This is a genomic window from Streptomyces sp. R28 (genome assembly GCF_041052385.1).
Taxonomy (GTDB): domain Bacteria; phylum Actinomycetota; class Actinomycetes; order Streptomycetales; family Streptomycetaceae; genus Streptomyces.
The window spans coordinates 4,098,886-4,125,100 of the sequence record NZ_CP163439.1 but is presented as its reverse complement, the minus strand read 5'-3'; the positions used below and the strand labels follow the sequence as shown (position 1 = coordinate 4,125,100).

The following is a 26,215-nucleotide window of genomic DNA, read 5'->3' as shown; positions in this document are numbered from 1 at the left end:
CCCCCGGGTCGGCCGGGGGTCCGGGGGTTGTCCCCCGGTGTATGCAGCATGACGACAGATGGTACCCCCATTTCGTCACTCTGACGATTTGTGGGGTGGAGGTCACAACAGGCGCGCTTGCGCAGCCCGTTTGTGCGACCACCCCCCTCGGGTGGCAGCATGGGTCTGTGACGTCACCCGCTCCCCTAGAGATCGAACGAACCGAGTCGGCGGAGGAGGTCTTCGCCGTCCCCGAGCCGGACGTCCCCTGGGTCACGATCGTCCACAACGACCCGGTCAATCTCATGAGCTATGTGACCTACGTCTTCCAGTCGTACTTCGGCTACACCAAGGACAAGGCCACCAAGCTCATGCTCGACGTCCACCACAAGGGCCGGGCGGTCGTCTCCAGCGGTACGCGCGAGGAGATGGAGCGCGACGTGCAGGCCATGCACGGCTACGGTCTGTGGGCCACCCTCCAGCACGACCGCAAATGACCGCTCGCCCCCGCCCGCAGGACCGGAAGTAGCGAATCGCCTTGGGGGGTGTCCTCTGGATCAGCTCGGCGTCGCGGGGCCTGGCACGCACTCCCCCAGAGGGGGGACCCCCAGCCGCGTTGTCGTCAGTCGCCGACGCTCCGCGTCGACTCCCTCCTCCGCCTTGCAGCTGCACGCACCAGACCCCGCTCGGGTCGGCCATGATGCACTCGGCGTTACAGCCGACCTGATCCAGAGGACACCCCCCAATGCCAGGAACCTTCGAACCGCTCCCCGGCGGCGGCGCGGCCGTCGCCCTCGACGACGTCGAGATCTCCATCATCCGGTCGCTCGCCGTCCAGCTGCTGGAACTCATCGGCCCCGGCCCCGCCGAGGAAGCCCCCGACGACCCGCTCGCCGAGCTCTTCGCCGAGGGCCCGAGCGAACCGCCCGCCGACCCGGTCCTCAAGCGCCTCTTCCCGGACGCGTACAGCGACCCGGAGGCGAACCCCGGCCCCAAGGTGGCCGAGGAGCAGCGGGCGCACTCCTCGGAGTTCCGGCGCTACACCGAGAACGACCTGCGCGCCGGCAAGCGCGACAACGCGCTAGCGGTGGTCCGCTCCCTGGACGCGCTCAGCGCCGCTTCCGCCGGTGAGGGCGGCGCGGTGCTCAAGCTCTCCCCCGAGGAGTCCCAGCAGTGGCTCGGTGCCCTCAACGACCTGCGCCTGGCCATCGGCTCCCGCCTGGAGATCACCGACGAGGACGACACCGACCTGCTCTACCGGCTCCCGGACGAGGACCCGCGCAAGCCGATGGTGATGGCGTACCTGTGGCTGGGCGGGCTCCAGGAGACGCTGGTCGCCACGCTCATGCCGTAGAGCGAGACGCGCATGGCGCAGATTGCAACGTTCCTGTGGCGATATGTGATGGTTCCGTGTTCGCTCAGAGGACGCTCAAATCCGAATAACGATCGCGTCAACGCCGCCACCCCGTATGGGGGGCGGCGATGATTTTGTCCGGTTCTTCTTGTGTGATGCGCCACAAGCTTCGTAGCCGATCACTGTGACGGCCGTGATAGATCTTCACGACGCCCGCCGAGCACCACCCGAATGTTCGGCTGGGTGCGCCACGTGGTCGACGGATCGTCGGCCGGGCACAGCTCCAGCAGTCCGGGGGGATCGAGACCCGATCCGAGGCCGACGAAGGCCCGGGTCGGCATGGAGAAAGGCGCACTACACATGACCTCTTCGAAGGTCACTGACGCAGAGGCCACGGGCGCCCCCGAGGAGGGGTACGAGCGCGGGCTCGGCAGCCGTCAGGTCCAGATGATCGCCATCGGCGGCGCCATCGGCGTCGGCCTGTTCCTGGGTGCCGGCGCGAACATCGCCAAGGCCGGTCCCAGCCTCATCCTGATGTACGCCCTCGCGGGCGCCATCGTCTTCTTCATCATGCGGGCGCTCGGCGAGCTCCTGCTCTACCGCCCTGTCTCGGGTTCCTTCGCCGAGTACTCCCGTGAGTTCCTCGGCCCGTTCTTCGGCTACTTCACCGGCTGGACGTACTGGCTGATGTGGGTCGTCACCGGCATGGCGGAACTCACCGCCGCCGCGATCTACGTCCACTACTGGTTCCCGCACGTCCCGCAGTGGGTCACGGCCCTGGTCTTCCTGGTGATCCTCTTCGGGGTCAACCTGATCTCCGTGAAGGTCTTCGGCGAGCTCGAGTTCTGGTTCTCGATGGTCAAGGTCACCGCCCTGATCGGCATGATCGTGATCGGCCTGGGCGTGCTCACGTTCGGCTTCAGCTCCGCCGGCGACACCGCCGCGGTCTCCAACCTCTGGGCCTTCGACGGCTTCTTCCCCAAGGGCATCGGCTCGTCCCTGATGACCCTGCAGGGCGTCATGTTCGCCTACCTCGCGGTCGAGCTGGTCGGCGTCACGGCCGGCGAGTCGGAGAACCCGGAGAAGACCCTCCCCAAGGCGATCAACACCCTGCCCTGGCGTATCGCGCTGTTCTACGTCGGCGCCCTCACCGTCATCCTGTGCGTGGTGAAGTGGACCGAGTTCGCGGAGGGCGTCAGCCCCTTCGTGAAGGCCTTCGCGATGATCGGGATCCCGGCCGCCGCCGGCATCGTCAACTTCGTCGTGCTGACGGCCGCCCTGTCGTCCTGCAACTCCGGCATGTACTCCACGGGCCGCATGCTGCGCAACCTGGCCGACAGCGGTGAGGCCCCCAAGGTCTTCAGCAAGCTGTCGTCGACCAAGACCCCCGCCTTCGGCATCTTCGTCTCCGTGCTCTTCATGGGCATCGGCGTGGTCCTGAACTACATCGTCCCCGAGAAGGCGTTCGGCTACGTCACCTCCATCGCCACCGCGGCCGGCATCTGGACCTGGCTGATGATCCTGATCAGCCACGTCGTCTACCGCCGCGCGGTCGTCGCGGGCCGACTGCCCGCCTCGTCCTTCCCGGCGCCGGGCGGCTCGGTGTGCAGCTGGATCGCCATCGTGTTCCTGCTCTTCGTGACCGGTCTGATCGCGTACGACGCCGACTCCCGCGTCTGCCTGTACGTGATGGCGGGCTGGGCCGTCGCCCTGGGCATCGGCTGGGCGGTCCTCAAGGGCCGCAACCCGCAGATCACCACGCGCGGTGGCGAGGAACCGGAGTTCGAGAAGGTCGGCTGAGCCGGCCCTGTTCGAGAAGGCCTGCCGAGTCCGCCGTATTCACGGCCGAGGACGTCCAGCCGCAGGGAGCACTCGTGGCGCCCCCCGGCGGCTGCCGCTCAGGACGTCCGGCATGTGGGCCGTCCCGTACCACTCTTCGGTACGGGGCGGCCCTTCTGCTTATCCTGACGAGCATGCTGACCATCACCCAGGCCCTCGTCGACCAGATTGTCGCCCACGCCCGCAAGGACCACCCCGACGAGGCGTGCGGCGTCGTGGCGGGGCCGGCGGGCTCGGACCGCCCGGAGCGTTTCATCCCGATGCTGAACGCGGCCATGTCGCCCACCTTCTACGAGTTCGACTCGGGCGATCTGTTCAAGCTCTACCGCGAGATGGACGACCGCGACGAGGAGCCGGTGGTCATCTACCACTCCCACACGGCGACCCAGGCCTACCCTTCGCGCACCGACATCTCCTACGCGAACGAGCCCGGCGCGCACTACGTCCTGGTCTCCACGGCCGACACCGACGGTCTCGGCGAGTTCCAGTTCCGCTCGTTCCGGATCGTGGACGGTGAGGTGACGGAGGAGGAGGTCGAGGTCGTAGGGGCCTACTGAGCCCACGTCCCGCTATTCGGCCAGAATCCGTCCATCATGCGAGATCACACTCCGGTTGCCCGACCGGGAATCGATACGATGAGCCCATGGTTTCCCATGACGTGAGCGAGAAGACGCCGGGCATGCTGCTCGTGGCGCGGCTGCACGTCGACCTGTGCAGGCTCGCCAGCGCCATCTGTTGACGCTGCCCCTGCCGCCGTACGGCCGTGAGCCGCGGCGCCGCCCACACGCACCACCTGCTGTACCTGCGCTGCCGCGCGCCCCCGACTGACTACTCCCGACAGGAGCCCTGAGCCATGGCCATCGAGGTCCGCATCCCGACCATCCTCCGCCAGTACACCGACGGTCAGAAGGCGGTGGAGGGCAGCGGTGACACCCTCGCCGACCTGTTCACCGACCTCGAGACCCGGCACGCGGGCATCCAGGCCCGCATCGTGGACGAGGGCCAGCTGCGCCGCTTCGTCAACGTCTACCTGAACGACGAGGACGTCCGTTTCGTCGACGGCATCAACTCCAAGCTTTCCGACGGCGACACCGTGACGATCCTGCCGGCCGTCGCCGGCGGCATGGCCTGAGACCGGTATGCGCTACGACTCCCCGCTCGCCGCGGTGGGCAACACCCCTCTGGTGCGCCTGCCGCGGTTGTCGCCGTCCGCCGACGTCCGCATCTGGGCCAAGCTGGAGGACCGCAACCCCACCGGCTCGGTCAAGGACCGTCCGGCCCTGCACATGATCGAGCAGGCGGAGAAGGACGGCCGCCTCACCCCGGGCTGCACCATCCTGGAGCCGACCAGCGGCAACACCGGGATCTCGCTGGCGATGGCGGCGAAGCTCAAGGGCTACCGCATCGTCTGCGTGATGCCCGAGAACACCTCGCAGGAGCGCCGTGACCTGCTCGCCATGTGGGGCGCGGAGATCATCCCCAGCCCCGCCGCGGGCGGCTCCAACACCGCCGTACGGGTCGCCAAGGGGCTGGCGGCCGAGCACCCCGACTGGGTGATGCTCTACCAGTACGGCAACCCGGACAACGCGGGCGCGCACTACGCCACGACCGGCCCGGAGATCCTCACCGACCTCCCCTCCGTCACCCACTTCGTGGCCGGCCTCGGCACCACGGGCACGCTGATGGGCGTCGGCCGCTACCTGCGCGAGCACAAGCCGGACGTGAAGATCGTCGCGGCGGAACCGCGCTACGACGATCTCGTCTACGGCCTGCGCAACCTCGACGAGGGCTTCGTACCCGAGCTGTACGACGCCTCCGTCCTGACCACCCGCTTCTCGGTCGGCTCGGCCGACGCGGTCACCCGCACCCGCGAACTCCTGCAGCAGGAGGGCATCTTCGCGGGCATCTCCACCGGCGCCGCGCTGCACGCCGCGATCGGTGTCGGAAACAAGGCGCTGAAGGCGGGCGAGAGCGCGGACATCGTGTTCGTCGTGGCCGACGGCGGCTGGAAGTACCTCTCGACCGGCGTCTACACGGCCGCCACGACGGAGGCCGCCATCGAGACCCTGCAGGGACAACTCTGGGCGTGAGCAACGCCCTGCACCGGCTCTCCCGGCGGAGCGCTCACGTAGCGAGGTGACGGACCTGGTCCCACACGACCGGGTCCATCACCCCCACCCGCCGCCGGAAGTCCCTCACCGGTACGTCCCGCAGCTCGCCCGTCTCCAGGAAGCTCGCCCGCCCACGGGTGTCCCCGACCGAGCCCGGCGGCAGCGGAATCACTCCGCCCCGCTCGTCGCGGTACTTGCTGGTGATCTTCGCGACGGTGACCCGCTGCCCGCGCACCGCGAGCACCAGACACGGCCGGTCCTTCGCTCCCGGCCCGTCCTCGTAGGGCACGTTTGCCCACCAGATCTCCGCGGGCTCCGGACGAGCGGGACCACGCCCGTCCTGACGAGCCGCGGTGCGCCGTTTCGCCCGCCCCGGCGGACGCGTCCGCCGTCCCCGGGGACGCCGCCTGCGCCCCCACCCGTCCACGAGCGTGGCGATCAGTGCGAGCAACACCACGGCCGCGAGCGCCAGCCACCAGGACGTGTCCATGAGGACGACGGTACCGGCGTGCGCACGGCCCCGCGCGCCCTCTCTCCCGCCTCATGCGCCCCGCGTCCAGCCGAACGCGTGACACCACAGGTGAGTTCGCCCACAACAGCCCTTGGCGGAGGAGCGACCGGAGGTTTTGCGCCTTACGCTCGACAAACCGCACGACCCCCGACGCACCCATCCCTCGATCTTCTCTTTTTCCGCCAGCGGAGGTTTCTGTTTCATGAAGCTCACCGTCGTCGGCTGCTCGGGGTCGTTCCCGTCCGCGGAATCGGCCTGCTCGAGCTACCTCGTCGAGGCCGACGGCTTCCGGCTGCTCCTCGACATGGGCAACGGCGCCCTTGGCGAGCTGCAGCGCCACTGCGGTCTCTACGACCTCGACGCGATCTTCCTCAGCCATCTGCACGCCGACCACTGCATCGACATGTGCGCGTACTTCGTCGCGCGCTACTACCGGCACGACGGCGGCCGCTGCGACCCGATCCCGGTCTACGGACCGGAGGGCACGGAACAGCGCCTGACCACCGCCTACGCCGACACCCCCACCGCCTCGTCCATGAGCGAGGTCTTCGACTTCCACACGGTCAAGCCGTCCACCTTCGACATCGGCCCGTTCACGGTGCACACGGAACGCGTGGCCCACCCCGTCGAGGCGTACGGCATCCGGATCGAGCACGGCGGAAAGACCCTGACGTACTCCGGGGACACGGGCATCAGCACGGCCCTGGACGAACTCGCCCGCGACGCCGACCTGTTCCTGTGCGAGGCCGCTTTCACGCACGGCAAGGAAGACATCCCGGACCTGCATCTCAACGGCCGCGAGGCGGGCCAGACAGCGGCCCGCGCGAACGCCCGCCGTCTGGTCCTCACCCACATCCCGCCGTGGACCGACCCCGAGGCCAACCTCGCCGACGCGCGCGCGGTCTACGACGGTCCGGTGGAACTGGCGGCGCCGCGGCGGGCGTACGAGATCTAGCCGGTCGAGAACCGGGCCCGTACGGGGGCAGGCCGTATGTGCACGAAAGCCGTATGCGCACGAAGGCCCCGGAACCTTTTCTTGGGTTCTAGGAGTCGTTGCAACACCCCAGTTCAAGGGGTGCGATGGGCTTCAAGATCAGGGAGAACCGGGGCCAGGCTCAGGGCCGTGGGACCCTGGTCCGTGAGCGGGAGGAATACTTCCGGCTCATGGATCAGGGCCTGAGCGGCGCCGAAGCCTGCAAACGCGTCGGAATCAACTACCGGACGGGCAAGCGATGGCGTAACGGCCGGGCGGCCTCGGGCAAGGACAGGGCGGCACCGCCGGTCCGTGCCGTGAGGGCGTCTGAGGGCCCGTCGAGGTATCTGCGGCAAGCGGACCGCATCCATATCGCCGACCGGCTGCGCGAGAAGGCGTCCGTCCGGCAGATCGCGGCCGAGCTGGGCCGCAGCCCCTCCACCATCAGCCGCGAGATACGCCGCAACGGCATGCCGCTGCGCCAGGCCGCCTCCCGCTGGGCCTACCGGCCGTATGCCGCCCAGGCCCGCTCCGACGCCCGCCGGCCCCGTCCCAAGCAGGGGAAGATCGGCCAGAACCCACGGCTGCGGGACTTCATCCAGCGTCACCTCGACCTACGGTGGAGCCCCGAGCAGATCTGCCAGGCTCTGCGGACCGCCTTTCCCGACCGGCCGGAGATGCGCGTGGCGCACGAGACCGTCTACCAGGCCCTCTACGTCCAGGGCCGGGGTGAACTGCGCCGTGAACTCGCCCGGGCGCTGCGCACCGGACGCGTCCGGCGCAAACCCCGCCGCCAGGCCCAGCAGCGCATCCCGCGCTTCACCACCCCGATGGTGATGATCAGCGAGCGCCCGGCCGAGGCCGAAGACCGGGCCGTGCCCGGCCACTGGGAGGGCGACCTGATCATCGGCAGGGACGGCAGTTCCGCGATCGGCACCCTCGTCGAACGCGCCACCCGCTACGTGATGCTGCTGCACCTGCCCGACGGCCGCACAGCCGAACAAGTCCGCGACGCCCTGGTCGCCACCGTCCAGACGGTGCCCGCCCACCTGGCGCGTTCGCTGACCTGGGATCAAGGCTCCGAGATGGCCGCCCACGGCTCCTTCACCCTCGCCACCAGCATTCCGGTCTACTTTTGCGACCCGGCCAGCCCCTGGCAGCGCGGATCGAACGAGAACACCAACGGCCTGCTGCGGCAGTACTTTCCCAAGGCCACCGACCTGTCGCTCCACAGCCGCGAGCGCCTCGATGCCGTGGCAGCCGAGCTGAACAGCCGCCCACGCAAAACGATCGGCTGGGAAACCCCAGCCGAGCGCCTCGCTAAGCTCCTGGCCGCAACCAGCTGATCACTTGTGTTGCAACGACCCCTGGAATCCGCCTTTCGGTTCCGGGGCCTCTGCGCCGTTCGTCGCTGGGCCGTGCGGCCTACTTCGCCTCCGCCTTCTGGAGTTCGGCGAGCTCCTCGTCGGACTCGCGGCCCGGGGTCGGCAGGTTGAACTTGGTGATCGCGAACCTGAAGACCACGTAGTAGACCGCGGCGAAGCACAGGCCCACCAGGGCCAGGCCCCACGGGTTGGTCGCGATGCCCAGGTTCAGACCGAAGTCGACCGCGCCGGCCGAGAAGCCGAAGCCGTCCTTCATGCCGAGCGACCAGGTCAAGGCCATCGACACACCGGTCAGCACCGCGTGGATCGCGTACAGCACCGGGGCGATGAACATGAAGGTGAACTCGATCGGCTCGGTCACGCCCGTGACGAACGAGGTCAGCGCGAGGGAGAACATCATGCCGCCGACGACCTTGCGGCGCTCGGGCCGGGCGCAGTGCACGATCGCCAGGCACGCGGCCGGCAGCGCGAACATCATGATCGGGAAGAAGCCGGTCATGAACTGGCCGGCGCTCGGGTCGCCCGCCAGGAACCGGGCGATGTCGCCGCTCTTGCCCTGGTACTCGCCGGCCTGGAACCAGGGGAAGGAGTTGAGCAGGTGGTGCATGCCGATCGGGATCAGCGCACGGTTGGCGACACCGAAGATGCCGGCACCGACGGCTCCGGAGCCGACCAGCCACTCGCCGAAGCTGTGCAGACCCGTGCCGAGGACCGGCCAGATGTAGCCGAACACTATGCCGATGACCAGGCCGGCGAAGGCCGAGAGGATCGGGACCATGCGGCGGCCGCCGAAGAAGCCCGCCCAGTCCGGCAGCTTGGTGCGGTAGAAGCGCTGGTAGAGGAGGGCGACGACGATGCCCATCACCACGCCGCCGAGGACCTTGGCGTCCACCGGTGCGTCGACCATCACGACCTTGCCGTCGACGGCCTTCGCCACCTGCGGCAGGTTCTTGTCGGTGAACGTGGCGAGCACGTTCTTGAAGACCAGGTAGCCGACCACGGCCGCCAGGGCCGTCGAGCCGTCCGACTTCTTGGCGAAGCCGATCGCGATGCCCACGGCGAACAGCAGCGCCATGTTGTCGAGGATCGCGTTGCCGCCGGCCGCCATGAAGCCCGCGATCTTCGTGACGAACCCGGGGAACGACTCGCGCCCCAGCATGTCGGTGTTGCCGAGGCGGACCAGGAGCGCGGCGGCGGGCAGGACCGCCACCGGCAGCATCAGGCTGCGGCCGATACGCTGCAGAACAGCCATCGCACCGGCGCCCTTTTTCTTGTCGGCCGCGGGAGCGGCGCTGGCCGTGGTCACAACTTCCTCCAGGGGGCATGGCGCCGCCCGAAGAGAAAGGAGGGGACGGCGGCGTCTGGTCTAAACCACTTAGTGGTGTAGACCTGTTGTAGCACGGTCAAGGCCGGATAAGGAACCCACGATTCCCGCGACTGATCCGCTACTTTCCGGCGTCCCCGGACCCGCTCCACCCCCGCCTGATCACGTCAGACCTTGGTCACGTCCTCGACCTCGTCCTCCGGCTCCCGCCCCGGGGTCTTCAGGTCGAACTTCGTGATGGCGAACCGGAAAACGCCGTAATAGACGGCCGCGAAGCACAGCCCGATCGGAATGATCGCCCAGGGTCTCGTCGCCAGGTTCCAGTTGATGATGTAGTCGATCAGCCCGGCGGAGAAGCTGAAGCCGTCGTGCACGCCCAGTCCCCAGGTCACCGCCATCGACGCACCCGTCAGCAGCGCGTGCACCGCGTACAGGAGCGGGGCGATGAAGAGGAACGAGTACTCGATCGGTTCCGTGATGCCGGTGACGAACGACGTCAGGGCCACCGACAGCATCAGGCCGCCCACCTCCTTGCGGCGGCTCGGCTTGGCGCAGTGGGTGATGGCGAGGGCCGCCGCGGGCAGGGCGAACATCATGATCGGGAAGAAGCCCGAGGTGAACTGGCCGGCGTTCGGGTCGCCCGCGAGGAACATGCTGATGTCGCCGTGCACCACTTCGCCGTCGGGCGTGGTGTAGCTGCCGAACTGGAACCAGATGGGCACGTTGAGGAACTGGTGCAGGCCCACGACCAGCAGGGCCCGGTTGGCGATGCCGAACACGCCCGCGCCCCAGGAGCCGAGGTCGCTCATCCAGTCGCTGAAGCTCTCCAGCGCGTCACCGATCGGCGGCCAGACCCACAGGCACAGCACCGCGAACACGGTCGCCACGAACGCCATGATGATCGGGACCAGACGCCGCCCGTTGAAGAAGCCGAGCCAGTCCACCAGCTTCGTCCGGTGGTAGCGCTGCCAGAAGAAGGCCGTGAGCAGGCCGATGACGATGCCGCCGAAGACGCCAGGATTCTGGTACGTGTACGCGCTCACCGCCCCCTCGGCCGCGGCGCAGCCGATGTCGGGGATCTCCTTCGTCCCGCCGGGGCAGTCCTCCGGGAACTCGCGCAGCACGTTGTAGTAGACGAGGAACCCCGCCACCGCCGCGAGCGCCGTCGAGCCGTCCGCCTTCTTCGCCATGCCGATGGCCACGCCGACGCAGAACAGCAACGGCAGTCCGAGCGAGCCGTCGAGCAGCGCGCCGCCCGCGCCGTCCATCACCTTGGAGACGTTGTCCCAGCCCAGCCCCTCGTCGCCGAACACATCCGGCTGGCCGAGGCGGTTGAGGATGCCGGCTGCCGGCAGGACGGCGATCGGGAGCTGGAGGCTGCGACCCATCTTCTGCAGGCCCTGGAACGCGGTGTTCCAGCGGGCGCGCGCAGGGCTGACAGTGCTCTTTCCGCCCCTGCTCGCACTGCTGTCGGCGCTCATCGGGACCCCTCTGCCGGTGCGCGGTTTGTCGGCCGTCCCCAGGGTGGTGTAGACCAGTCGACGGACGGTTCCGTTGTCGTGACCGCCATCCTTGGGCACGTACGACATGACCGCTCGCGAAGATGGGCCAACTGTGGGTTACTGCGACAAAGCGGTTCGGATCAGGGAGAAGGAACATGGCCAGCAAGGCTGAGAAGATCGTCGCCGGGCTCGGCGGAATCGACAACATCGAGGAGATCGAGGGCTGCATCACCCGACTCCGCACCGAGGTCAGCGACCCCGCGCTGGTCGACGAGACCGCCCTGAAGGCCGCCGGCGCCCACGGCGTCGTGAAGATGGGCACCGCCATCCAGGTCGTCATCGGCACCGACGCCGACCCGATCGCGGCGGAGATCGAAGACATGATGTGAAGCGCGGGCATCGTCCCGGGCTTCACCCCCTGACGGACTCCCGGCTTCACCAGCTGCACCGGCTTCACCCCTGAGGGCCCCTTCCCACCGCGGGAGGGGCCCCTTCCGTATGTGCGGCTAGGCTCACGCCATGGCAGCTACCTCCTCAATTCCTCGAATCGACGGCCGCACCCCCGAACAGCTCCGCCCGGTCACCATCGAACGCGCCTGGAGCAAGCACGCAGAGGGCTCCGTCCTCGTCTCCTTCGGCGACACGAAGGTCCTGTGCACCGCCTCCTTCACCGAAGGCGTCCCGCGCTGGCGCAAGGGCAGTGGTGAGGGCTGGGTCACCGCGGAGTACGCCATGCTGCCGCGCGCCACCAACACCCGCGGCGACCGTGAATCCGTCCGGGGCAAGATCGGCGGCCGTACGCACGAGATCAGCCGCCTCATCGGCCGTTCCCTGCGCGCGGTCATCGACTACAAGGCGCTCGGCGAGAACATGATCGTCCTCGACTGCGACGTCCTCCAGGCCGACGGCGGCACGCGTACGGCAGCCATCACCGGCGCCTACGTCGCGCTCGCCGACGCCGTCGTCTGGGCCCAGGGCAAGAAGCTGATCAAGGCCGGCCGCAAGCCGCTCACCGGCACGGTCAGCGCCGTCTCGGTCGGCATCGTCGGCGGCGTACCGCTCCTCGACCTCTGCTACGAGGAGGACGTGAAGGCCGACACCGACATGAACGTCGTCTGCACCGGCGACGGCCGCTTCGTCGAGGTTCAGGGCACCGCCGAGGCCGAGCCCTTCGCCCGCGAGGAGCTCAACTCCCTGCTGGACCTTGCCGTTTCCGGTTGCGGGGAGCTGGCGGAACTGCAGCGCAAGGCACTTGATACCGTCCTCGAAAAGTAAAGGACACACCAAGAAGAGCCGCAGCTCCGGGCAACCGCGCAGCACTTCCTGGCGTCACTAGAGGTACGGGCGTACGGCACACCGCTGTACGCCCGGCCAGTGACCAACCGGGGGCCCTGCGAGGCCTGAGAGCAGGGAGGGATCGTCAACCATGGCCACGAGCCGACGCCGCCGGAGCCGTATCGCCATAGCCGCCGCAGCCATCGCGGCTGTCGGACTGACGGCCGGGCTCACCACCGGCTGTGACGCCGTAAGCAAGGCGATGGACTGCGTCCAGACCGCCGACGCCATCGCCGACAGCGTCACGGAACTCCAGCAGGCCGTGGAGAGCGCTGCGAACGACCCGACGCAGCTCGAGGAGTCGCTGACCTCCATCGACAAGAACCTCGACAAGATCGGCGACAAGACGGACAACACCGACGTCAACAAGGCGGTGGACGACCTCCAGCAGGCCGTCACCAACGTGCGTGACGCGGTCAAGAACGGCGACGAGACCCCCGACATCAGCCCGGTCACCGAGGCGGCCGGCGAACTGACGAAGGTCTGCACGCCGTAACGCCCGGGACGGGAGAGCCGTGACCCACCGGACGGAAAAAAGGGTTGGCGAGGCCGGGATACTGGACCCCATGACCCGCTTGATCCTCGCCACCCGTAACGCCGGAAAGATCACCGAGCTCAGGGCGATCCTCGCCGACGCAGGGCTGCCTCATGACCTCGTCGGCGCGGATGCCTACCCGGACATCCCCGACGTCAAGGAAACCGGCGTCACCTTCGCCGAGAACGCGCTGTTGAAGGCCCACGCCCTCGCCCAGGCGACGGGACTGCCCGCCGTCGCCGACGACTCGGGGCTCTGCGTCGACGTGTTGAACGGCGCCCCCGGCATCTTCTCCGCCCGCTGGGCCGGCCGGCACGGAGACGACAGGGCCAACCTGGAACTGCTGCTGGCCCAGCTGGGCGACATCGACGACGTCCACCGCGGTGCCCACTTCGCCTGCGCGGCCGCGCTCGCCCTGCCGGACGGCACGGAGCGGGTGGTCGAGGGGCAGTTGCGGGGCACCCTGCGGCACTCGCCGGTGGGCACGAACGGGTTCGGATACGACCCCATCCTGCAGCCGGAGGGCGAGAGCCGGACCTGTGCCGAGCTGAGCTCCGAGGAGAAGAACGCCATCAGCCACCGGGGCAAGGCGTTCAGGGCACTCGTGCCCGTCGTGCGTGAACTGCTCGCGCCATAGGGAGTGAGCAGTGCGCAGGAAGTGGTGCGGCCGGAGGGACTCGAACCCTCACGGGTGTTACCCCACTGGGACCTAAACCCAGCGTGACTGCCAATTCCACCACGGCCGCGTGACCTTGCCCGGCCATGCTACTGGCCGGGCCGGGCGGTCAGATGCCCAGATCCTTGATGATCTTCGCCACGTGGCCGGTCGCCCGCACGTTGTACAGCGCCCGCTCGACCTTGCCCTCCTCGTCCACGATCACCGTGGACCGGATGACGCCCATGTAGGTCTTGCCGTAGTTCTTCTTCTCGCCGTAGGCCCCGTAGGCCTCGGTGACGGACTTCTCCGGGTCGGCCACCAGCGTGACCTTCAGGGACTCCTGGTCGCGGAACTTGGCGAGCTTCTCCGGCTTGTCGGGGGAGACGCCGATCACGTCGTACCCGGCGCCGGCCAGCAGCTCCAGGTTGTCCGTGAAGTCGCAGGCCTGCTTGGTGCAGCCGGGCGTCAGGGCGGCCGGGTAGAAGTAGACGATGACCTTGCGGCCCTTGTGGTCCGACAGGGACACCTCGTTGCCGTCGGCATCGGGCAGGGTGAAGGCGGGGGCCACGTCCCCCGGCTGGAGTCGCTCGCTCATCGGACCAGCGTAACCGGGGAGCCTGACAGTGCGGTCCGGCGTGGAGCTGACAGACTGTCCGGAAACAGCATCAGCATCACTTCGGAGGCCGTACGGTGGCGGACACGTCGGACACCAGAACACCGGCGCAGATCGAGGCGGACATCAAATCCCGCCGCGCAGCGCTGGCCGAGACGCTCGACGAGATCGGGGTGCGTGTGCACCCGAAGACGATCGTCGGCGACGCCAAGGCCAAGGTCGTCTCGAACATCGACCACACGCTCGGACGGGCCTACGTCGGGGTCAACCGGGCCGTGAGCGATGTGAAGGCCAAGTTCACCGACGAGGAGGGCGCGCCCCGCCTGGAGCGGATCGTGCCCGTCGCGCTCGTCGCCGTGGGTCTCGTGGGCCTGTTGGCCCTCGGCACCCGGCGCCGCAGGGACTGAACGGCGGCGCACCCACCGGCGTACGGACACGGCAAAGGCAGGTAGGTTCAAAGGCGTGAGCGCCAACAGAAACGAGCACAGCACCCACCACGACAAGCTGCCCATCCGGATGCTGCACGACCGTGTACTCGTGCGGCAGGACACCAGCGAGGGCGAGCGGCGTTCCGGTGGCGGCATTCTGATCCCGGCCACGGCGGCCGTCGGCCGTCGGCTGGCCTGGGCCGAGGTCGTCGCGGTGGGGCAGAACGTACGGACCGTGGAGACCGGCGACCGGGTCCTGTACGACCCGGAGGACCGTGCCGAGGTCGAGGTGCGCGGGGTCGCGTACGTGCTCATGCGTGAGCGTGATCTGCACGCCGTGGCCGCCGACCGGTTCGAGGGGTCGGAGGACTCGACGGGGCTCTACCTGTAAGGCAGCGGCACCTGCCTTGCGGCGGTACCTGTAATTCAGTGGTTCGAGGGGCTGGTGACCATCGTCACCAGCCCCTTTTCTTAGGTGCCCGTCATGGCCTGGGTTCTGCTTCTCGTCGCCGGTCTGCTCGAGGTCGGCTGGTCAATCGGCATGCTGTGCTTATCTGGGGGACACCCCCAGACCCCCGTACACCGACGGATTCACCCGGCTAGTCCCCAGCCTGTTCACCGGCGCCGGCATCGTCGCCAGCATGCTGCTGCTGTCGTACGCCGCGAAATCCCTGCCCATCGGTACCGCCTACGGCGTGTGGGTGGGCATCGGGGCGGCCGGCGCGGCGGTGGTCGGCATGGTGGTGCTGGGGGAGCCGGTCACCGCCGCGCGGATCTTCTTCGTCTGCCTGCTGCTGGTCGCCGTGGTGGGGCTGAAGGCGACCAGCGGTCACTGATCGGGTCCGGCGCTCACTCCCGGCGGGCCGTACTCTGCGGCCCGCCCGTGATGCCCGTCGTTCCTCCGCCGCCGGTGTCGGTACCGCCGGTCGTGGTGTCGCCGCCCGTGGTGCCGCCGGTGTCCGTCCCGCCGGTGTTCGTGTCGCCGGTGGTGCCGCCGTCGGTGGTCGTGCCTCCGTCGGTCGTGCCGCCGGTGTCCGTGTCGCCGGTGGTGCCGCCGTCGGTGGTCGTGCCTCCGTCGGTCGTGCCGCCGGTGTCCGTGTCGCCCGTCGTGCCGCCGTCCGTCTGGCCCGGCGTCTCACCGCCGGTCTGGCCCTCGGTGTCCGTCCCGCCGGTGGTGGTGTCGCCGGTGGTGCCGCCGTTGTCCTGGCCGCGGGTGCCCTGGTCGCCCCGGGTCGGGTCGGTCGTCGGGTACTGGGGTACGTCGGCGCCCTGCTGGAGTTCCAGGTCGAAGTCGCTGACCGGCTTGCCCTTCAGGGCCTTCTTGGTGAACTGGGCCCAGATGTCGGTGGGCGCGCCGCCGCCGTTGATGCGGTCGAGGCCCATCGCGCCGTACAGCGACTTGTGCTTGGCCGTGACCGGGTCCTGGCCCATGACGGCGACGACGGTGGCGAGTTCGGGGGTGTAGCCGGCGAACCAGGCGGCCTGGTCCTCCTCCGCCGTACCGGTCTTGCCCGCCGCCGGGCGGCCGGCGGCCTGGGCGGCGGTGGCGGTGCCGTTGTCGACGACGCTCTGCAGGACGGAGGTCGTCGTGTCGGCGGCCTCCCGGCTGATGACCTGGGAGGTCTTGCGCTCCGGCATCTCGATGACGTCGGCGCCGTCCTTGGTGATCTTGTCGATCATGGTGTACGTGCCGTGCTTGCCGTGGTTGGCGAGCGTCGCGTAGGCCTCCGCCATGTCGAGGACGCTGGCGGTGGCCACGCCGAGCGCGATGGAGGGGGACGGGTACAACTCCGGGGTGGCGGACGGCAGGCCGAGCTCGACGGCGGTGTCCTTCACCTTTTCGGGACCCACGTCGACGGCCATCTGCGCGTACACCGAGTTGACGGACTTGTCGGTGGCCGTACGGACGTTGATGTTGCCGTAGGAGACGTCGTCCTCGTTCGCGGGGTCGTAGCTGCCGCCGCTCCAGCCCTGGACGGCGCGCTTGTTGGTGCCGTCGTAGATCGTGTTCGGGGTGATCCGGCGGCCGTCCTGCGTGGTCGACTCGTTCTCCACCGCCGAGGTGAACACGAACGGCTTGAAGGTGGAGCCGACCTGGAAGTCCCGGCGGGTGGCGTTGGGGGTGTACTGCTTCACGTAGTCGATGCCGTTGTACATCGCGACGACCTTGCCGGTCTTCGGGTCGACGGAGGCGCCGCCCGCGCGGACGTAGGTGTCGACCTTGTTGTTCTTCTTGTCCAGCTTGGACATCAGCTGGTCGTTGACGGCGTCGACGAAGGCGTTCTGCTTGTCCTTCTGCAGGCTCGTGGTGACGCGGTAGCCGCCGGCCTCGAGTTCCTGCTCGCTGACGATCTTGTTCTTGGTCAGATAGTCCTTGACGATCCCCACGATGTAACCGCGCTGCCCGGACAGGCCGGTGGAGCCCGTGGCCTCCTTCGGCATCGGGAACTTCATGTCCGCCCGCTTGCTCTCGGACAGCCAGCCCTTGGTGACCATGCCGTCGAGGACGTAGTTCCAACGGGACACGGCCGCGGCCTTGTTCTCCGGGTGGGCGACGACGTCGTACTCGCTGGGCGCGTTGACCAGCGCGGCCAGGTAGGCGGCGCGGGCCGGGTCGAGGTCCTTGGCGTCCATGCCGTAGTAGGCCTGGGCGGCGGCCTGGATGCCGTAGGCGTTGCGGCCGAAGAAGCTGGTGTTGAGGTAGCCCTCGAGGATCTCGTCCTTGGTCACCTCGCGGTCCAGCTTGATGGCGATGAAGAACTCCTTCACCTTGCGGGTGACGGTCTGGTCCTGACGCAGGTAGTAGTTCTTCACGTACTGCTGGGTGATCGTGGAGCCGGACTGCTTGCCCTTGCCGGTGGCCGTGTTCCAGGCGGCGCGCAGCATCGCCTTGGGGTCGATGGCGGACTCGGTGTAGAAGTCGCGGTCCTCGGCGGCCAGGATCGCGTGCTGGGCGCCCTTGGACATCTGCGCGAGGGTCACGTTCTCCCGGTTGACCTGGCCGTCACGGGCGATCACGGAGCCGTCCGCGTACATGTAGACGTTGGCCTGCTTCGTGGCGAGCGCGTTGGCCGGCGGGATCCTGACCATGGAGTAGCCGAGGAAGAACAGGCCGAAGAGCAGCAGTGCGCCGATGACGAAGGTGCCGAGCACCGTGCGCCAGGTCGGGATGATCCGTCGCCAGCCCGTGCGTTTTTGCCGACCGGGCTTCCGTGTCGGCTGCTGTGGCGGCTGTTGCTCGTCGCTCATGTCGTGCACGGACTCCTGTTTCGCGTCGTACGTTCCGGTACGCCTCGTACGCCTACTGCGCCCCCAATGAAGACTCTCGCACCAGGTGTTCCGTTCCCGGAAACGGCGCGTGTCCGCGGAAAGTGAGCAGGCTCTCGCGCCGGGCTCCCCGGAAAACGGCTGGCAGGCACCGTCTCGCGCGCACTAGGCTCCTGCGCTTCGGTGCCGTGCGGACGAGGAGGGCCGTGGATGTGGGCTCGGGGCGGTTGTACTTAGCCGTCGCGGCGGGCGGATTCCGACGATACGCGACGTATCGGGCGGCCACTGCGGCCGGGGTGTTCACCAACACCGTCTTCGGCGTGATCCTCGTCTACACCTATCTGGCGCTGTGGGACGAGAAGCCGCACCTCGGGGGCTACGACCAGGCGCAGGCCGTGACTTATGTGTGGCTGGGCCAGTGCCTCTACGCGACGCTGGCCATCCAGGGCGGCGGCGCCGAGAAGGACCTGATGGACCGCATCCGCACCGGTGAGATCGCCGTCGACCTGTACCGGCCGGCCGATCTCCAACTGTGGTGGCTGGCGGGCGACGTGGGGCGGGCGCTGTTCCAGATGCTGGGGCGGGGCGTGATCCCGTTCGTGTTCGGCGCGGTCTTCTTCCCGATGGCACTGCCGACGGACATCACCCCTTGGGCGGCCTTCGCGGTCACCCTCCTGCTGGCGACCCTCGTCAGCTTCGCGATCCGCTACCTGGCGGCCCTGAGCGTGTTCTGGCTGATGGACGGCATGGGCGTCAACCAGGCCCTGATGATCACGGGGATCTTCTTCTCGGGCATGGTGCTGCCCCTGAACGCCTTCCCGGGCGTGTTCGGCGACATCGTGCGGGTGCTGCCGTGGGCGGCGCAGCTGCAGATGCCGGCGGACGTGCTCATGGGGGAGACCGACCCGCTGAGGGCGTACGCCTTCCAAGCGGCGTGGGCGGTGGCGTTGCTGGCGGCCGGACGGCTGGTGCAGTCGGCGGCGACGCGGCGCGTGGTGGTGCAGGGTGGCTGAGTTCTCCGGCGCCGCCAGGGCGGGTGAGGGGCTACGGGCCTACCGGCTGATCGCCGGGATGTGGATCCGGTCCACGATGACCTACCGCACCTCCTTCGTCGTCACCGTCTTCGGCAACCTGCTGGTGACCGGACTGGACTTCGTGGCGATCCTGCTGATGTTCTCGCAGGTCGGCTCACTGGGCGGCTGGCCGCTGGCCGAAGTCGCCTTCCTGTACGGACTTTCGGCGACGGCGTTCGGGCTCGCCGACCTGACGTTCGGCTCGATGGACGTCCTGGGCGGCCGGATGCGCGACGGTTCCTTCGACACGCTGCTCGTGCGGCCCGCCCCGGTGCTCGCCCAGGTCGCCGCGGACCACTTCGCGTTGCGCCGCCTGGGCAGGATCACCCAGGGCGCGCTGGTGCTGGGCTGGGGGCTGACGGCCGTCGACGTCGACTGGACCGTGGCGAAGGTGCTGCTGGTGCCGGTGATGGTGGTCAGCGGCGGGGTGATCTTCTGCGCCCTGTTCGTGGCGGGCGCGGCCTTCCAGTTCCTGGCGCAGGATGCCGCCGAGGTGCAGAACGCGTTCACGTACGGCGGCACCACGCTGTTGCAGTACCCGCCGACCGTGTTCGGGAAGGACTTCGTGCGCGGCGTGACGTTCGTACTGCCGCTCGCCTTCGTCAACTGGGTGCCGGCCGCCTATGTGCTGGAGCGGCCGTATCCGCTCGGCCTGCCGCAGTGGGCGGCCTTCGCGTCCCCGCTGGTGGCGGCGGCGTGCTGTGCGCTGGCCGGACTGGCGTGGCGGGCCGGGCTGCGGTCGTATCGGAGTACGGGGAGTTAGGGGAGCTGAGGGCAGGCCATGGACGACACGTTCATCGAACTCGACGGAGTCGAGAAGGTCTTCGACGTACGCAAGAAGACCGGTTTCCTGAAGCGGGAGCGGCGGCAGGTGCGGGCCGTCGACTCGATCTCCTTCACCGTGCCGCGCGGCGAGATGGTGGGCTACATCGGGCCGAACGGCGCCGGCAAGTCGACGACGATCAAGATGCTGACCGGCATCCTGACCCCGAGCGGGGGCCGGCTGCGCGTCGCCGGTATCGACCCGTCCCGTGAGCGCACCCGGCTCGCACACCGCATCGGGGTGGTGTTCGGCCAGCGCACCACCCTGTGGTGGGACCTGCCGCTGCTCGACTCGTACAAGCTGATGCACCGCATGTACCGCATCCCGGATGCCCGTTACCGCGAGAACCTCGACCGCCTGGTCGAACTCCTCGACCTGGGCGAGCTGTTGGACGTCCCCGTACGCCAGCTCTCCCTCGGCCAGCGGATGCGCGGCGACATCGCGGCGGCGTTGCTGCACGACCCCGAGGTGCTGTACCTGGACGAGCCGACGATCGGGCTCGACGTCATCTCCAAGGCGAAGGTGCGGGAGTTCCTGCGGGAGTTGAACACCGAGCGCGGCACGACGGTGCTGCTGACCACGCACGACCTCCAGGACATCGAGCAGCTGTGCTCGCGGGTGATGGTCATCGACCACGGGCGGCTGATGTACGACGGTCCGCTCGCCGGCCTGCACGAGGTGGGGGAGAGCGAGCGCATCCTGGTGGTCGACCTGGAGCGCGAGCTCCCGCCGATCGAGGCGGCGCCCGCGCGGGTGGTGAAGGTGGAGGGGCCCCGGCAGTGGCTGGCGTTCCCCGCGGCCGAGTCGGCGGCGGTGCTGGTGGCGCGGATCGCGGCGGAGTATCCGCTGGTGGACCTGTCGGTGCGGGAGCCGGACATCGAGGCCGTGATCGCGAAGATGCTGCATACATTGGGGGACACCCCCAAACCCCCGCCCGAGCAGGCCGAGAAGGCGGCGAATACGAGGAACGCGGGCAAGGCGGTCTCATAGCCCCGGGGCGGGGTTGCTCGTAGGCTGCCGTACATGAGCGACGATGCTCCTCAGCTACGTGCCTCAGACGCCGATCGTGAACGAGTCGCCGAGGTCCTGCGGGACGCCCTCGCGGAGGGGCGGCTCGACATGGAGGAGTTCGGGGAACGTCTGGACGCCACGTACAAGGCGCGTACGTACGGGGAGCTGGCGCCGATCACCCGGGATCTGCCCGTCGGTGCGGTGGCCGTTCCCAAGGTCGACATGGTCAAGAAGGCCGGGCTCTCGGACGGGAGTTGGGCGGAGCGGATCGTCGGCGGTGAGGGGTCGTCGCCGTGGGCTGTCGCCGTGATGTCCGGGTTCCAGCGCAGGGGGCGGTGGACGGCACCGAAGCGGTTCAACTGCTTCGCCTTCTGGGGCGGCGGGGAGATCGATCTGCGGGAGGCGAACTTCGCGGACCGGGAGATCGTGATCAACTGCGTCGCGATCATGGGCGGGGTGCAGGTCGTCGTACCGCCCGGGGTCGAGGTCGAGGTGCGCGGGATCGGGATCATGGGCGGGTTCGACCACCGCGAGGAGGGCGTGCCGGGGGACCCGGGCGCGCCGCGCGTGATCGTGACCGGGTTCGCCTTCTGGGGCGGTGTCGGGGTCGAGCGGAAGCGGACGCGGGCCCAGCGGCAGGAGGCTCGGGAGGGGCGGCGGCGGGAGAAGCTGGAGCGGAAGGCCGAACGGCGGGAGCTGGACTGAGCCGCTGCCGGCTTCGTGCTGCCCGGCGTCGGGGCCGGCGCGCGGGTCGGGATGCCCACCCGCGCCGGCGGGGTGCCGCCCTTCTTCGGGACGGGCGCCCGCCCCGAGCGGCACGCCCGCCCGCGGCTACGCCGGCTGCACGGCCGACCCCTACAGCTCCGCCGGTGCCGCGCCCTTCAGGTCCTGGAGGTTGAAGGTTTCCGCCATCCGCTCGTAGCCCTTGTCGCTCGGGTGGAGGTGGTCGCCCGAGTCGTAGTCGGGGCGGAACTTGCGGGGGTTGTACGGGTCCCGGACGGCCTGGTCGAAGTCGGCCACCGCGTCGAAGACGTGGCCCGCGCGGATCTCGGCGTTGATCTGCAGGCGTACGTTCTCGCGGGCGTCGGTGTACCCGCGGTGGCCCTGGAAGGGCATCAGGGTCGCGCCGATGACCTTCAGGCCGCGGGCGTGGGCCTGGCGGACCAGGGTGCGCAGGCCGTCGAGGATGCGGTCGGGGTCGGCGAGGTTCGGGTTGCGCAGGATGTCGTTGACGCCGAGGTCGATGACGACGACCTTGACGTTCGTACGGGAGAGGACGTCGCGGTTGAACCGGCCGATGCCGGCCTGGTTGTCCGCGGGGCGCCCGGCGCCGCTGGCGAGGATCTGGTTGCCGCTGATGCCCTGGTTGACGACGCTGTAGCGCGGCACGCTCTCGCCGGCCGCGATCGCCGTGCGCAGCCGGCGCGACAGGACGTCCGTCCAGCGGCGGTTGGCGTTCTCGGTGGAGGTGATGCCGTCGGTCAGCGAGTCGCCGAAGACCACGACGGTGCCGTCGGACTCGTTGCTGAGGACGTCCAGCGCGGTCAGGTACCGCCAGGCCTCGACCCGCCCGGTGTACGCCACGCCGGTCGCGTCCTCGGCGAGGTCGCCCTGGGCGATGTAACTGGTCTGGCGCGCATGGGGGTGGAAGGTGACCGGACCGGACGGGGTGGGGGAGTAGGTGGTGACCAGGACGTCGGTGTCCGCGGCGATCGCGAGGCGCACGGCGTCGCTCAGCACCTGCTGCCCCGGCGGGATGACGACCGTGGGGTTGCCACCGAAGGTCAGCCTCCGCATGGTGTCCGCGACGGCCGCCGCGGTCCCGGTGCCGGCGGCGACGGCGATCGACGCGTGTGTGATCGTCAGCGCCGACTGGCCGTAGAGGTTGGACAGCGTGATCCGGGCACTCTTGCCGCCGACACTCGTGTGCACGACGTTGCGGACCGAGTTGCCCGCCAGGCCCGCGACCTCGGTGCCCGGCTCGGCGCCGACCGGGGAGGCGGACCAGGCGCCGACCCAGATGCCGGTGGAGGCGGGGGCGGCGGGATTGTGCGGGGCGCCTTCCCGGGCGGGGGCGCTCCTTTCCGTGGCACTGCCGTTGTCGGAGGCGACTCCGATGTATATGGCGGCCGAAACCGCCACGATAAGGGCGATGACCCCCGAAAGCAGGGCGCCGTACTTTGTGGGGGAGACCCCCACACCCCCCGCGTAACGCCTGGTCATGCGGTGCGTGTCTCCTCGGGCGGATGGGAGCCCGAGGCTCCGATGTGATCACCTCATGATGCGTCATGAGGCGGAGGGGAGTTGCACGGACCCCCCATTGGGCCGCCGGAGTTCACCCGGACTTCGCCATCGACTTCCCCCCACCGGACAGACGCCGGGAACTCTTGATTCGTTCCAGGAGTCGGTCAGGAAGGGACAATGTGTGCGGGGGATCACTGGACGGGTGGAGCGGATGGAAAGTACGAATCCGGATGTAACGGGAACACGTGACGTAGGGGAGCATGCCCGGTCGGATGCCGCCGATAACCGGCGCGTCCCTGTATCGGCCGTACGTGCGATGACGACGTTCACCGCCGCTGACGAGGAGAAGCAGCGCGGCGTACGGCGGATGAAGCTCACCGCGACCGGGATGCTGCTGATCGTGGCACTGGTGTACGTCCTCGCCAAGTGGGCCTCGAACGCGGGAGCGGGGGACTGGGCGGACTATGTCGCCGCGGCCGCCGAAGCCGGCATGGTCGGCGCGCTCGCGGACTGGTTCGCGGTCACGGCCCTGTTCCGTCACCCGCTGGGCATCCCCATCCCGCACACCGCGATCATCCCCAACAAGAAGGACCAGCTGGGCGTCTCCCTGGGCGAGTTCGTCGGGGAGAACTTCCTCTCCGAGGACGTCGTACGACAGCGTCTGCGCGCCGTAGGCATCGGCAACCGGCTGGGCGGCTGGCTGGCCGACCCCGAGCACGCGGACCGGGTGACGGCGGAGCTGTCGGCGGCACTGAGAGGTGCCCTGACCGTCATGCGCGACTCGGACGTCCAGGCGGTCGTGGGAGAGGCGATCACCCGTCGTGCCGACGCGAAGGACATCGCGCCCGGCATAGGGAAGATGCTGCAGAGGATCGTCGAGGACGGCGGCCACAAGCGGGCCGTCGACCTGATCGTCGCGCGGGCCCAGAACTGGCTGATCCTGCACGACGACGAGATCATGGACGCGGTCCAGGGCGGCGCCCCCGGCTGGACCCCGAAGTTCGTCGACCGCAGGGTCGGCGAGCGCGTCTACAAGGAGCTGCTCCGCTTCGTCACCGAGATGCGCGACATGCCCTCCCACCCGGCCCGCGGCGCCCTCGACCGCTTCCTCACCGACTTCGCCTCCGACCTGCAGTCCGACTCGGACACACGCGCGCGTGTCGAGCGGCTCAAGGGAGAGGTGCTGGGGCGCGGCGAGGTCCAGGACCTGATCGCGTCCGCGTGGACCGCCGTACGGTCGATGATCGTCTCCGCGGCCGAGGACGAACGCAGTGAGCTGCGCCTGCGCGTGCGTGCCTCGCTGCTGTCGCTGGGCGCGCGGATGGCCGTCGAGCCGCGGCTCCAGGCCAAGGTCGACAGCTGGGTCGAGGGCGCGGCGGTCTACGTCGTCACCACCTACCGCAAGGAGATCACGTCCCTGATCACGGACACCGTGGCGAGCTGGGACGCCGAGCACACGACGAAGAAGATCGAGGCGCACATCGGCCGCGACCTGCAGTTCATCCGCATCAACGGCACGGTCGTGGGGTCGTTGGCCGGGCTGCTGATCTACACGGTGTCGCGGGCGTTGGGCGCGTAGAGGTGGCGTAGGGGTGGCATAGGGGTGGCGTAGGGCCGGCCTCCTCGGGGCACCCGATGCGGGTTCCGCTCGATGAGGAGGGAGCCCATGGCCACCGCGCAGGCCCAGACCGGCCGGACCGTGACGACCGACATCCCCGCCCGCCTCGACCGCCTCCCGTGGTCGCGCTGGCACTGGACGATCGTGATCGGTCTCGGCACCGTGTGGATCCTCGACGGACTGGAGGTCACGGTCGTCGGCAACATCGCGCCCCGGCTCTCCGAGCCCGGCAGCGGACTGCCGATCACCTCCGGCCAGGTCACCGGCCTGGCCGCCGCGCTGTACGTGGCCGGTGCCTGCCTGGGCGCCCTGTTCTGGGGCCGCCTGACCGACAAATGGGGCCGCAAAAGGCTCTTCATGGTCACCCTGGCGGTCTACCTGGCGGCGACGGCCCTGACCGCGGTCTCCTTCGAGACCTGGTGGTTCTTCCTGTTCCGCTTCCTGACCGGCTTCGGCATCGGCGGCGAGTACGCGGCGATCAACTCCGCGATCGACGAGCTGATCCCGGCTCAGTACCGCGGCCGCGTCGACCTGATGATCAACGGCAGCTTCTGGCTGGGCGCGGTCGGCGGCTCGCTGCTGTCGATCGTCGCGCTGAACACGGCGGTCCTGCCCGCGAACCTCGGCTGGCGGCTGACGTTCGCGCTCGGTGCCGTCCTCGCCCTGGTCATCCTCCTGGTCCGGCGGCACGTCCCGGAGAGCCCACGCTGGCTGCTGATCCACGGCCGCGACGAGGAGGCGGAACGGATCGTGACGTCCATCGAGCGGAAGATCGAGGCCGAGCGCGACGAGCCGCTGCCGCGCGCCGAGGGCGAGATCACCATCCACCAGCGCAGGAGCGTGACGTTCCTGGAGATCGGCCGCACGGTCTTCTCGAAGTACCGCAGGCGGGCGATCCTCGGCTTCGCCCTGTTCATCGGCCAGGCGTTCCTCTACAACGCCATCACCTTCGGCTTCGGCGCGATCCTGACCACGTTCTTCGACGTCCCGAGCGGTAACACCGGCTACTACTTCGCCGTCATCGCGGTCGGCAACTTCCTGGGGCCGCTGCTGCTCGGCAAGCTGTTCGACACGGTCGGCCGCCGGGTCATGATCTCGTCGACGTACCTGCTCTCGGGCCTCCTTCTCTTCGGCACGGCCTGGCTGTTCGACCAGGGCGTGCTCAGCGCGGCCACACTGACGGCCTGCTGGTGCGCGGTCCTGTTCTTCGCCTCGGCGGGCGCGTCGAGTGCCTACCTCACGGTCTCCGAGGTCTTCCCGATGGAGACCCGCGCGATGTCCATCGCCTTCTTCTACGCCCTGGGTACGGCGGCCGGCGGCATCAGCGGGCCGCTGCTGTTCGCCGACCTCACCGAGACCGGCAGGGTCGGCGACACCGTCCTCGCCTTCCAGATCGGCGCGGCCCTGATGTGCCTGGCGGGCCTGGCCGCGGCGCTCCTCGCGGTGCGCGCGGAACGCCGGTCGCTGGAGGACATCGCCCGCCCGCTCACCGCGGTGGCCAGGCCGACCCGCGCGGGGGAGCGGGCGGCGGGGCCGACGGGGCCGACGGGGGCTGCTGGGGCGACAGGGGTTACAGGGGCGTAGGGGGGGGCGGACCGGCCCCCGGCTTTCCTCCCCCCGGTCAAGAGCCGG

Annotated in this window: 27 protein-coding genes, 1 tRNA gene and 1 pseudogene; 22 read left to right on the top strand and 7 right to left on the bottom strand. The window is 69.2% G+C overall.

The window, feature by feature from the left end; translation table 11 throughout:
• Positions 1-167 precede the first annotated feature (167 nt).
• The 7 genes from clpS (at position 168) to AB5J49_RS18220 (ending at position 5,262) form a co-directional block, all read left to right on the top strand.
• Positions 168-476 carry an ATP-dependent Clp protease adapter ClpS gene (gene clpS, locus AB5J49_RS18250; RefSeq protein ID WP_369169689.1) on the top strand — a complete coding sequence of 103 codons (309 nt, stop codon included), beginning with the start codon at positions 168-170 and terminating at the stop codon, positions 474-476.
• 248 nt (positions 477-724) lie between these two features.
• Positions 725-1,333 (top strand): DUF2017 domain-containing protein, encoded by a 609-nt coding sequence (locus AB5J49_RS18245; protein ID WP_369169688.1) that lies wholly within the window; start codon positions 725-727, stop codon positions 1,331-1,333.
• Between the two features lie 360 nt (positions 1,334-1,693).
• Positions 1,694-3,133 carry an amino acid permease gene (locus AB5J49_RS18240; RefSeq protein ID WP_369169687.1) on the top strand — a complete coding sequence of 480 codons (1,440 nt, stop codon included), beginning with the start codon at positions 1,694-1,696 and terminating at the stop codon, positions 3,131-3,133.
• A gap of 173 nt (positions 3,134-3,306) precedes the next feature.
• The gene (locus AB5J49_RS18235; protein ID WP_369169686.1) at positions 3,307-3,729 is read left to right on the top strand and encodes a Mov34/MPN/PAD-1 family protein; all 423 of its coding nucleotides are present in this window, start codon (positions 3,307-3,309) and stop codon (positions 3,727-3,729) included.
• Between the two features lie 86 nt (positions 3,730-3,815).
• Positions 3,816-3,911, top strand: a complete 96-nt coding sequence (locus AB5J49_RS18230) for a putative leader peptide (RefSeq protein WP_019759525.1) — start codon at positions 3,816-3,818, stop codon at positions 3,909-3,911.
• A 114-nt stretch (positions 3,912-4,025) separates the two neighbouring features.
• Positions 4,026-4,304, top strand: a complete 279-nt coding sequence (locus AB5J49_RS18225; protein WP_369169685.1) for a MoaD/ThiS family protein — start codon at positions 4,026-4,028, stop codon at positions 4,302-4,304.
• Positions 4,305-4,311: 7 nt separating this feature from the next.
• Positions 4,312-5,262, top strand: coding sequence for a PLP-dependent cysteine synthase family protein (locus AB5J49_RS18220; protein ID WP_369169684.1), 951 nt, complete (start codon positions 4,312-4,314; stop codon positions 5,260-5,262).
• A 34-nt stretch (positions 5,263-5,296) separates the two neighbouring features.
• Here the strand turns inward: AB5J49_RS18220 and AB5J49_RS18215 are convergent, their stop codons facing one another.
• Positions 5,297-5,773, bottom strand: coding sequence for a type II toxin-antitoxin system PemK/MazF family toxin (locus AB5J49_RS18215; protein ID WP_369169683.1), 477 nt, complete (start codon positions 5,771-5,773; stop codon positions 5,297-5,299).
• Between the two features lie 223 nt (positions 5,774-5,996).
• On the opposite strand from AB5J49_RS18215, the gene AB5J49_RS18210 reads away from it, so the two are divergent.
• Together AB5J49_RS18210 and AB5J49_RS18205 are read left to right on the top strand one after the other, a co-directional pair.
• Positions 5,997-6,749 (top strand): MBL fold metallo-hydrolase, encoded by a 753-nt coding sequence (locus AB5J49_RS18210; protein ID WP_369169682.1) that lies wholly within the window; start codon positions 5,997-5,999, stop codon positions 6,747-6,749.
• Positions 6,750-6,874: 125 nt separating this feature from the next.
• Positions 6,875-8,113 carry an IS30 family transposase gene (locus AB5J49_RS18205; protein WP_369169681.1) on the top strand — a complete coding sequence of 413 codons (1,239 nt, stop codon included), beginning with the start codon at positions 6,875-6,877 and terminating at the stop codon, positions 8,111-8,113.
• Positions 8,114-8,192: 79 nt separating this feature from the next.
• On the opposite strand, the gene AB5J49_RS18200 is transcribed toward AB5J49_RS18205, so the two are convergent.
• Entirely contained in the window at positions 8,193-9,458 is a 1,266-nt protein-coding gene (locus tag AB5J49_RS18200) for a PTS transporter subunit EIIC (RefSeq protein ID WP_369169680.1), read from the bottom strand.
• A gap of 185 nt (positions 9,459-9,643) precedes the next feature.
• Entirely contained in the window at positions 9,644-10,957 is a 1,314-nt protein-coding gene (locus AB5J49_RS18195) for a PTS transporter subunit EIIC (RefSeq protein ID WP_369169679.1), read from the bottom strand.
• Between the two features lie 176 nt (positions 10,958-11,133).
• Here AB5J49_RS18195 and AB5J49_RS18190 point away from each other — a divergent pair, with 176 nt between their 5' ends.
• The 4 genes from AB5J49_RS18190 to rdgB all read left to right on the top strand — a co-directional run bounded on the left by AB5J49_RS18190 (position 11,134) and on the right by rdgB (position 13,485).
• On the top strand, positions 11,134-11,367 hold the full coding sequence (locus AB5J49_RS18190; protein WP_128428783.1) for a glucose PTS transporter subunit EIIB: 234 nt from the start codon (positions 11,134-11,136) through the stop codon (positions 11,365-11,367).
• A gap of 148 nt (positions 11,368-11,515) precedes the next feature.
• On the top strand, positions 11,516-12,253 hold the full coding sequence (gene rph, locus AB5J49_RS18185; RefSeq protein ID WP_369175181.1) for a ribonuclease PH: 738 nt from the start codon (positions 11,516-11,518) through the stop codon (positions 12,251-12,253).
• Between the two features lie 151 nt (positions 12,254-12,404).
• On the top strand, positions 12,405-12,809 hold the full coding sequence (locus AB5J49_RS18180; protein WP_369169678.1) for a hypothetical protein: 405 nt from the start codon (positions 12,405-12,407) through the stop codon (positions 12,807-12,809).
• Between the two features lie 70 nt (positions 12,810-12,879).
• Positions 12,880-13,485: an RdgB/HAM1 family non-canonical purine NTP pyrophosphatase gene (rdgB, locus tag AB5J49_RS18175; protein WP_369169677.1), complete on the top strand. Its 606-nt coding sequence runs from the start codon at positions 12,880-12,882 to the stop codon at positions 13,483-13,485.
• Between the two features lie 22 nt (positions 13,486-13,507).
• Here the strand turns inward: rdgB and AB5J49_RS18170 are convergent.
• Positions 13,508-13,594: transfer RNA gene (locus AB5J49_RS18170), tRNA-Leu, on the bottom strand.
• A gap of 39 nt (positions 13,595-13,633) precedes the next feature.
• Entirely contained in the window at positions 13,634-14,101 is a 468-nt protein-coding gene (gene bcp, locus AB5J49_RS18165; RefSeq protein ID WP_274239270.1) for a thioredoxin-dependent thiol peroxidase, read from the bottom strand.
• A 95-nt stretch (positions 14,102-14,196) separates the two neighbouring features.
• On the opposite strand from bcp, the gene AB5J49_RS18160 reads away from it, so the two are divergent.
• The 3 genes and pseudogenes from AB5J49_RS18160 to AB5J49_RS18150 all read left to right on the top strand — a co-directional run bounded on the left by AB5J49_RS18160 (position 14,197) and on the right by AB5J49_RS18150 (position 15,383).
• Positions 14,197-14,526 carry a DUF3618 domain-containing protein gene (locus tag AB5J49_RS18160; protein WP_369169676.1) on the top strand — a complete coding sequence of 110 codons (330 nt, stop codon included), beginning with the start codon at positions 14,197-14,199 and terminating at the stop codon, positions 14,524-14,526.
• A 55-nt stretch (positions 14,527-14,581) separates the two neighbouring features.
• The gene (locus AB5J49_RS18155) at positions 14,582-14,938 is read left to right on the top strand and encodes a co-chaperone GroES (protein WP_128428777.1); all 357 of its coding nucleotides are present in this window, start codon (positions 14,582-14,584) and stop codon (positions 14,936-14,938) included.
• 93 nt (positions 14,939-15,031) lie between these two features.
• Positions 15,032-15,383 (top strand): annotated as a pseudogene (locus AB5J49_RS18150) (multidrug efflux SMR transporter).
• 13 nt (positions 15,384-15,396) lie between these two features.
• Here the strand turns inward: AB5J49_RS18150 and AB5J49_RS18145 are convergent.
• Positions 15,397-17,796, bottom strand: a complete 2,400-nt coding sequence (locus tag AB5J49_RS18145; RefSeq protein ID WP_369169675.1) for a transglycosylase domain-containing protein — start codon at positions 17,794-17,796, stop codon at positions 15,397-15,399.
• A gap of 230 nt (positions 17,797-18,026) precedes the next feature.
• Between AB5J49_RS18145 and AB5J49_RS18140 the strand changes: the two genes are divergently transcribed.
• From AB5J49_RS18140 to AB5J49_RS18125, 4 genes are read left to right on the top strand one after another with little or no spacing between them, the layout of a single operon-like run.
• The gene (locus AB5J49_RS18140; RefSeq protein ID WP_369175180.1) at positions 18,027-18,827 is read left to right on the top strand and encodes an ABC transporter permease; all 801 of its coding nucleotides are present in this window, start codon (positions 18,027-18,029) and stop codon (positions 18,825-18,827) included.
• A 58-nt stretch (positions 18,828-18,885) separates the two neighbouring features.
• Positions 18,886-19,650: an ABC transporter permease gene (locus AB5J49_RS18135; RefSeq protein ID WP_369175178.1), complete on the top strand. Its 765-nt coding sequence runs from the start codon at positions 18,886-18,888 to the stop codon at positions 19,648-19,650.
• An 18-nt stretch (positions 19,651-19,668) separates the two neighbouring features.
• Entirely contained in the window at positions 19,669-20,700 is a 1,032-nt protein-coding gene (locus tag AB5J49_RS18130; RefSeq protein ID WP_369169674.1) for an ATP-binding cassette domain-containing protein, read from the top strand.
• Between the two features lie 33 nt (positions 20,701-20,733).
• Entirely contained in the window at positions 20,734-21,426 is a 693-nt protein-coding gene (locus tag AB5J49_RS18125; RefSeq protein ID WP_369169673.1) for a DUF1707 domain-containing protein, read from the top strand.
• A 150-nt stretch (positions 21,427-21,576) separates the two neighbouring features.
• Here AB5J49_RS18125 and AB5J49_RS18120 read toward each other — a convergent pair whose 3' ends face one another.
• Positions 21,577-22,944 carry an SGNH/GDSL hydrolase family protein gene (locus AB5J49_RS18120; protein WP_369169672.1) on the bottom strand — a complete coding sequence of 456 codons (1,368 nt, stop codon included), beginning with the start codon at positions 22,942-22,944 and terminating at the stop codon, positions 21,577-21,579.
• 232 nt (positions 22,945-23,176) lie between these two features.
• Between AB5J49_RS18120 and AB5J49_RS18115 the strand changes: the two genes are divergently transcribed.
• Entirely contained in the window at positions 23,177-24,544 is a 1,368-nt protein-coding gene (locus AB5J49_RS18115) for a DUF445 domain-containing protein (protein ID WP_369169671.1), read from the top strand.
• Positions 24,545-24,631: 87 nt separating this feature from the next.
• The gene (locus tag AB5J49_RS18110; protein ID WP_369169670.1) at positions 24,632-26,167 is read left to right on the top strand and encodes an MFS transporter; all 1,536 of its coding nucleotides are present in this window, start codon (positions 24,632-24,634) and stop codon (positions 26,165-26,167) included.
• Positions 26,168-26,215: the final 48 nt, after the last annotated feature.

Excerpts from the sequence above, each read along its gene's own strand:
- AB5J49_RS18245 (WP_369169688.1), top strand. The coding sequence starts at position 725 with ATGCCAGGAACCTTCGAACCGCTCCCCGGCGGCGGCGCGGCCGTCGCC.
- AB5J49_RS18240 (WP_369169687.1), top strand. The coding sequence starts at position 1,694 with ATGACCTCTTCGAAGGTCACTGACGCAGAGGCCACGGGCGCCCCCGAG.
- AB5J49_RS18235 (WP_369169686.1), top strand. The coding sequence starts at position 3,307 with ATGCTGACCATCACCCAGGCCCTCGTCGACCAGATTGTCGCCCACGCC.
- AB5J49_RS18230 (WP_019759525.1), top strand. The coding sequence starts at position 3,816 with ATGGTTTCCCATGACGTGAGCGAGAAGACGCCGGGCATGCTGCTCGTG.
- AB5J49_RS18225 (WP_369169685.1), top strand. The coding sequence starts at position 4,026 with ATGGCCATCGAGGTCCGCATCCCGACCATCCTCCGCCAGTACACCGAC.
- AB5J49_RS18220 (WP_369169684.1), top strand. The coding sequence starts at position 4,312 with ATGCGCTACGACTCCCCGCTCGCCGCGGTGGGCAACACCCCTCTGGTG.
- AB5J49_RS18215 (WP_369169683.1), bottom strand. The coding sequence starts at position 5,773 with ATGGACACGTCCTGGTGGCTGGCGCTCGCGGCCGTGGTGTTGCTCGCA.
- AB5J49_RS18210 (WP_369169682.1), top strand. The coding sequence starts at position 5,997 with ATGAAGCTCACCGTCGTCGGCTGCTCGGGGTCGTTCCCGTCCGCGGAA.
- AB5J49_RS18205 (WP_369169681.1), top strand. The coding sequence starts at position 6,875 with ATGGGCTTCAAGATCAGGGAGAACCGGGGCCAGGCTCAGGGCCGTGGG.
- AB5J49_RS18195 (WP_369169679.1), bottom strand. The coding sequence starts at position 10,957 with ATGAGCGCCGACAGCAGTGCGAGCAGGGGCGGAAAGAGCACTGTCAGC.
- AB5J49_RS18190 (WP_128428783.1), top strand. The coding sequence starts at position 11,134 with ATGGCCAGCAAGGCTGAGAAGATCGTCGCCGGGCTCGGCGGAATCGAC.
- AB5J49_RS18180 (WP_369169678.1), top strand. The coding sequence starts at position 12,405 with ATGGCCACGAGCCGACGCCGCCGGAGCCGTATCGCCATAGCCGCCGCA.
- rdgB (WP_369169677.1), top strand. The coding sequence starts at position 12,880 with ATGACCCGCTTGATCCTCGCCACCCGTAACGCCGGAAAGATCACCGAG.
- bcp (WP_274239270.1), bottom strand. The coding sequence starts at position 14,101 with ATGAGCGAGCGACTCCAGCCGGGGGACGTGGCCCCCGCCTTCACCCTG.
- AB5J49_RS18145 (WP_369169675.1), bottom strand. The coding sequence starts at position 17,796 with ATGAGCGACGAGCAACAGCCGCCACAGCAGCCGACACGGAAGCCCGGT.
- AB5J49_RS18135 (WP_369175178.1), top strand. The coding sequence starts at position 18,886 with ATGTGGATCCGGTCCACGATGACCTACCGCACCTCCTTCGTCGTCACC.
- AB5J49_RS18130 (WP_369169674.1), top strand. The coding sequence starts at position 19,669 with ATGGACGACACGTTCATCGAACTCGACGGAGTCGAGAAGGTCTTCGAC.
- AB5J49_RS18125 (WP_369169673.1), top strand. The coding sequence starts at position 20,734 with ATGAGCGACGATGCTCCTCAGCTACGTGCCTCAGACGCCGATCGTGAA.
- AB5J49_RS18120 (WP_369169672.1), bottom strand. The coding sequence starts at position 22,944 with ATGACCAGGCGTTACGCGGGGGGTGTGGGGGTCTCCCCCACAAAGTAC.
- AB5J49_RS18115 (WP_369169671.1), top strand. The coding sequence starts at position 23,177 with ATGGAAAGTACGAATCCGGATGTAACGGGAACACGTGACGTAGGGGAG.
- AB5J49_RS18110 (WP_369169670.1), top strand. The coding sequence starts at position 24,632 with ATGGCCACCGCGCAGGCCCAGACCGGCCGGACCGTGACGACCGACATC.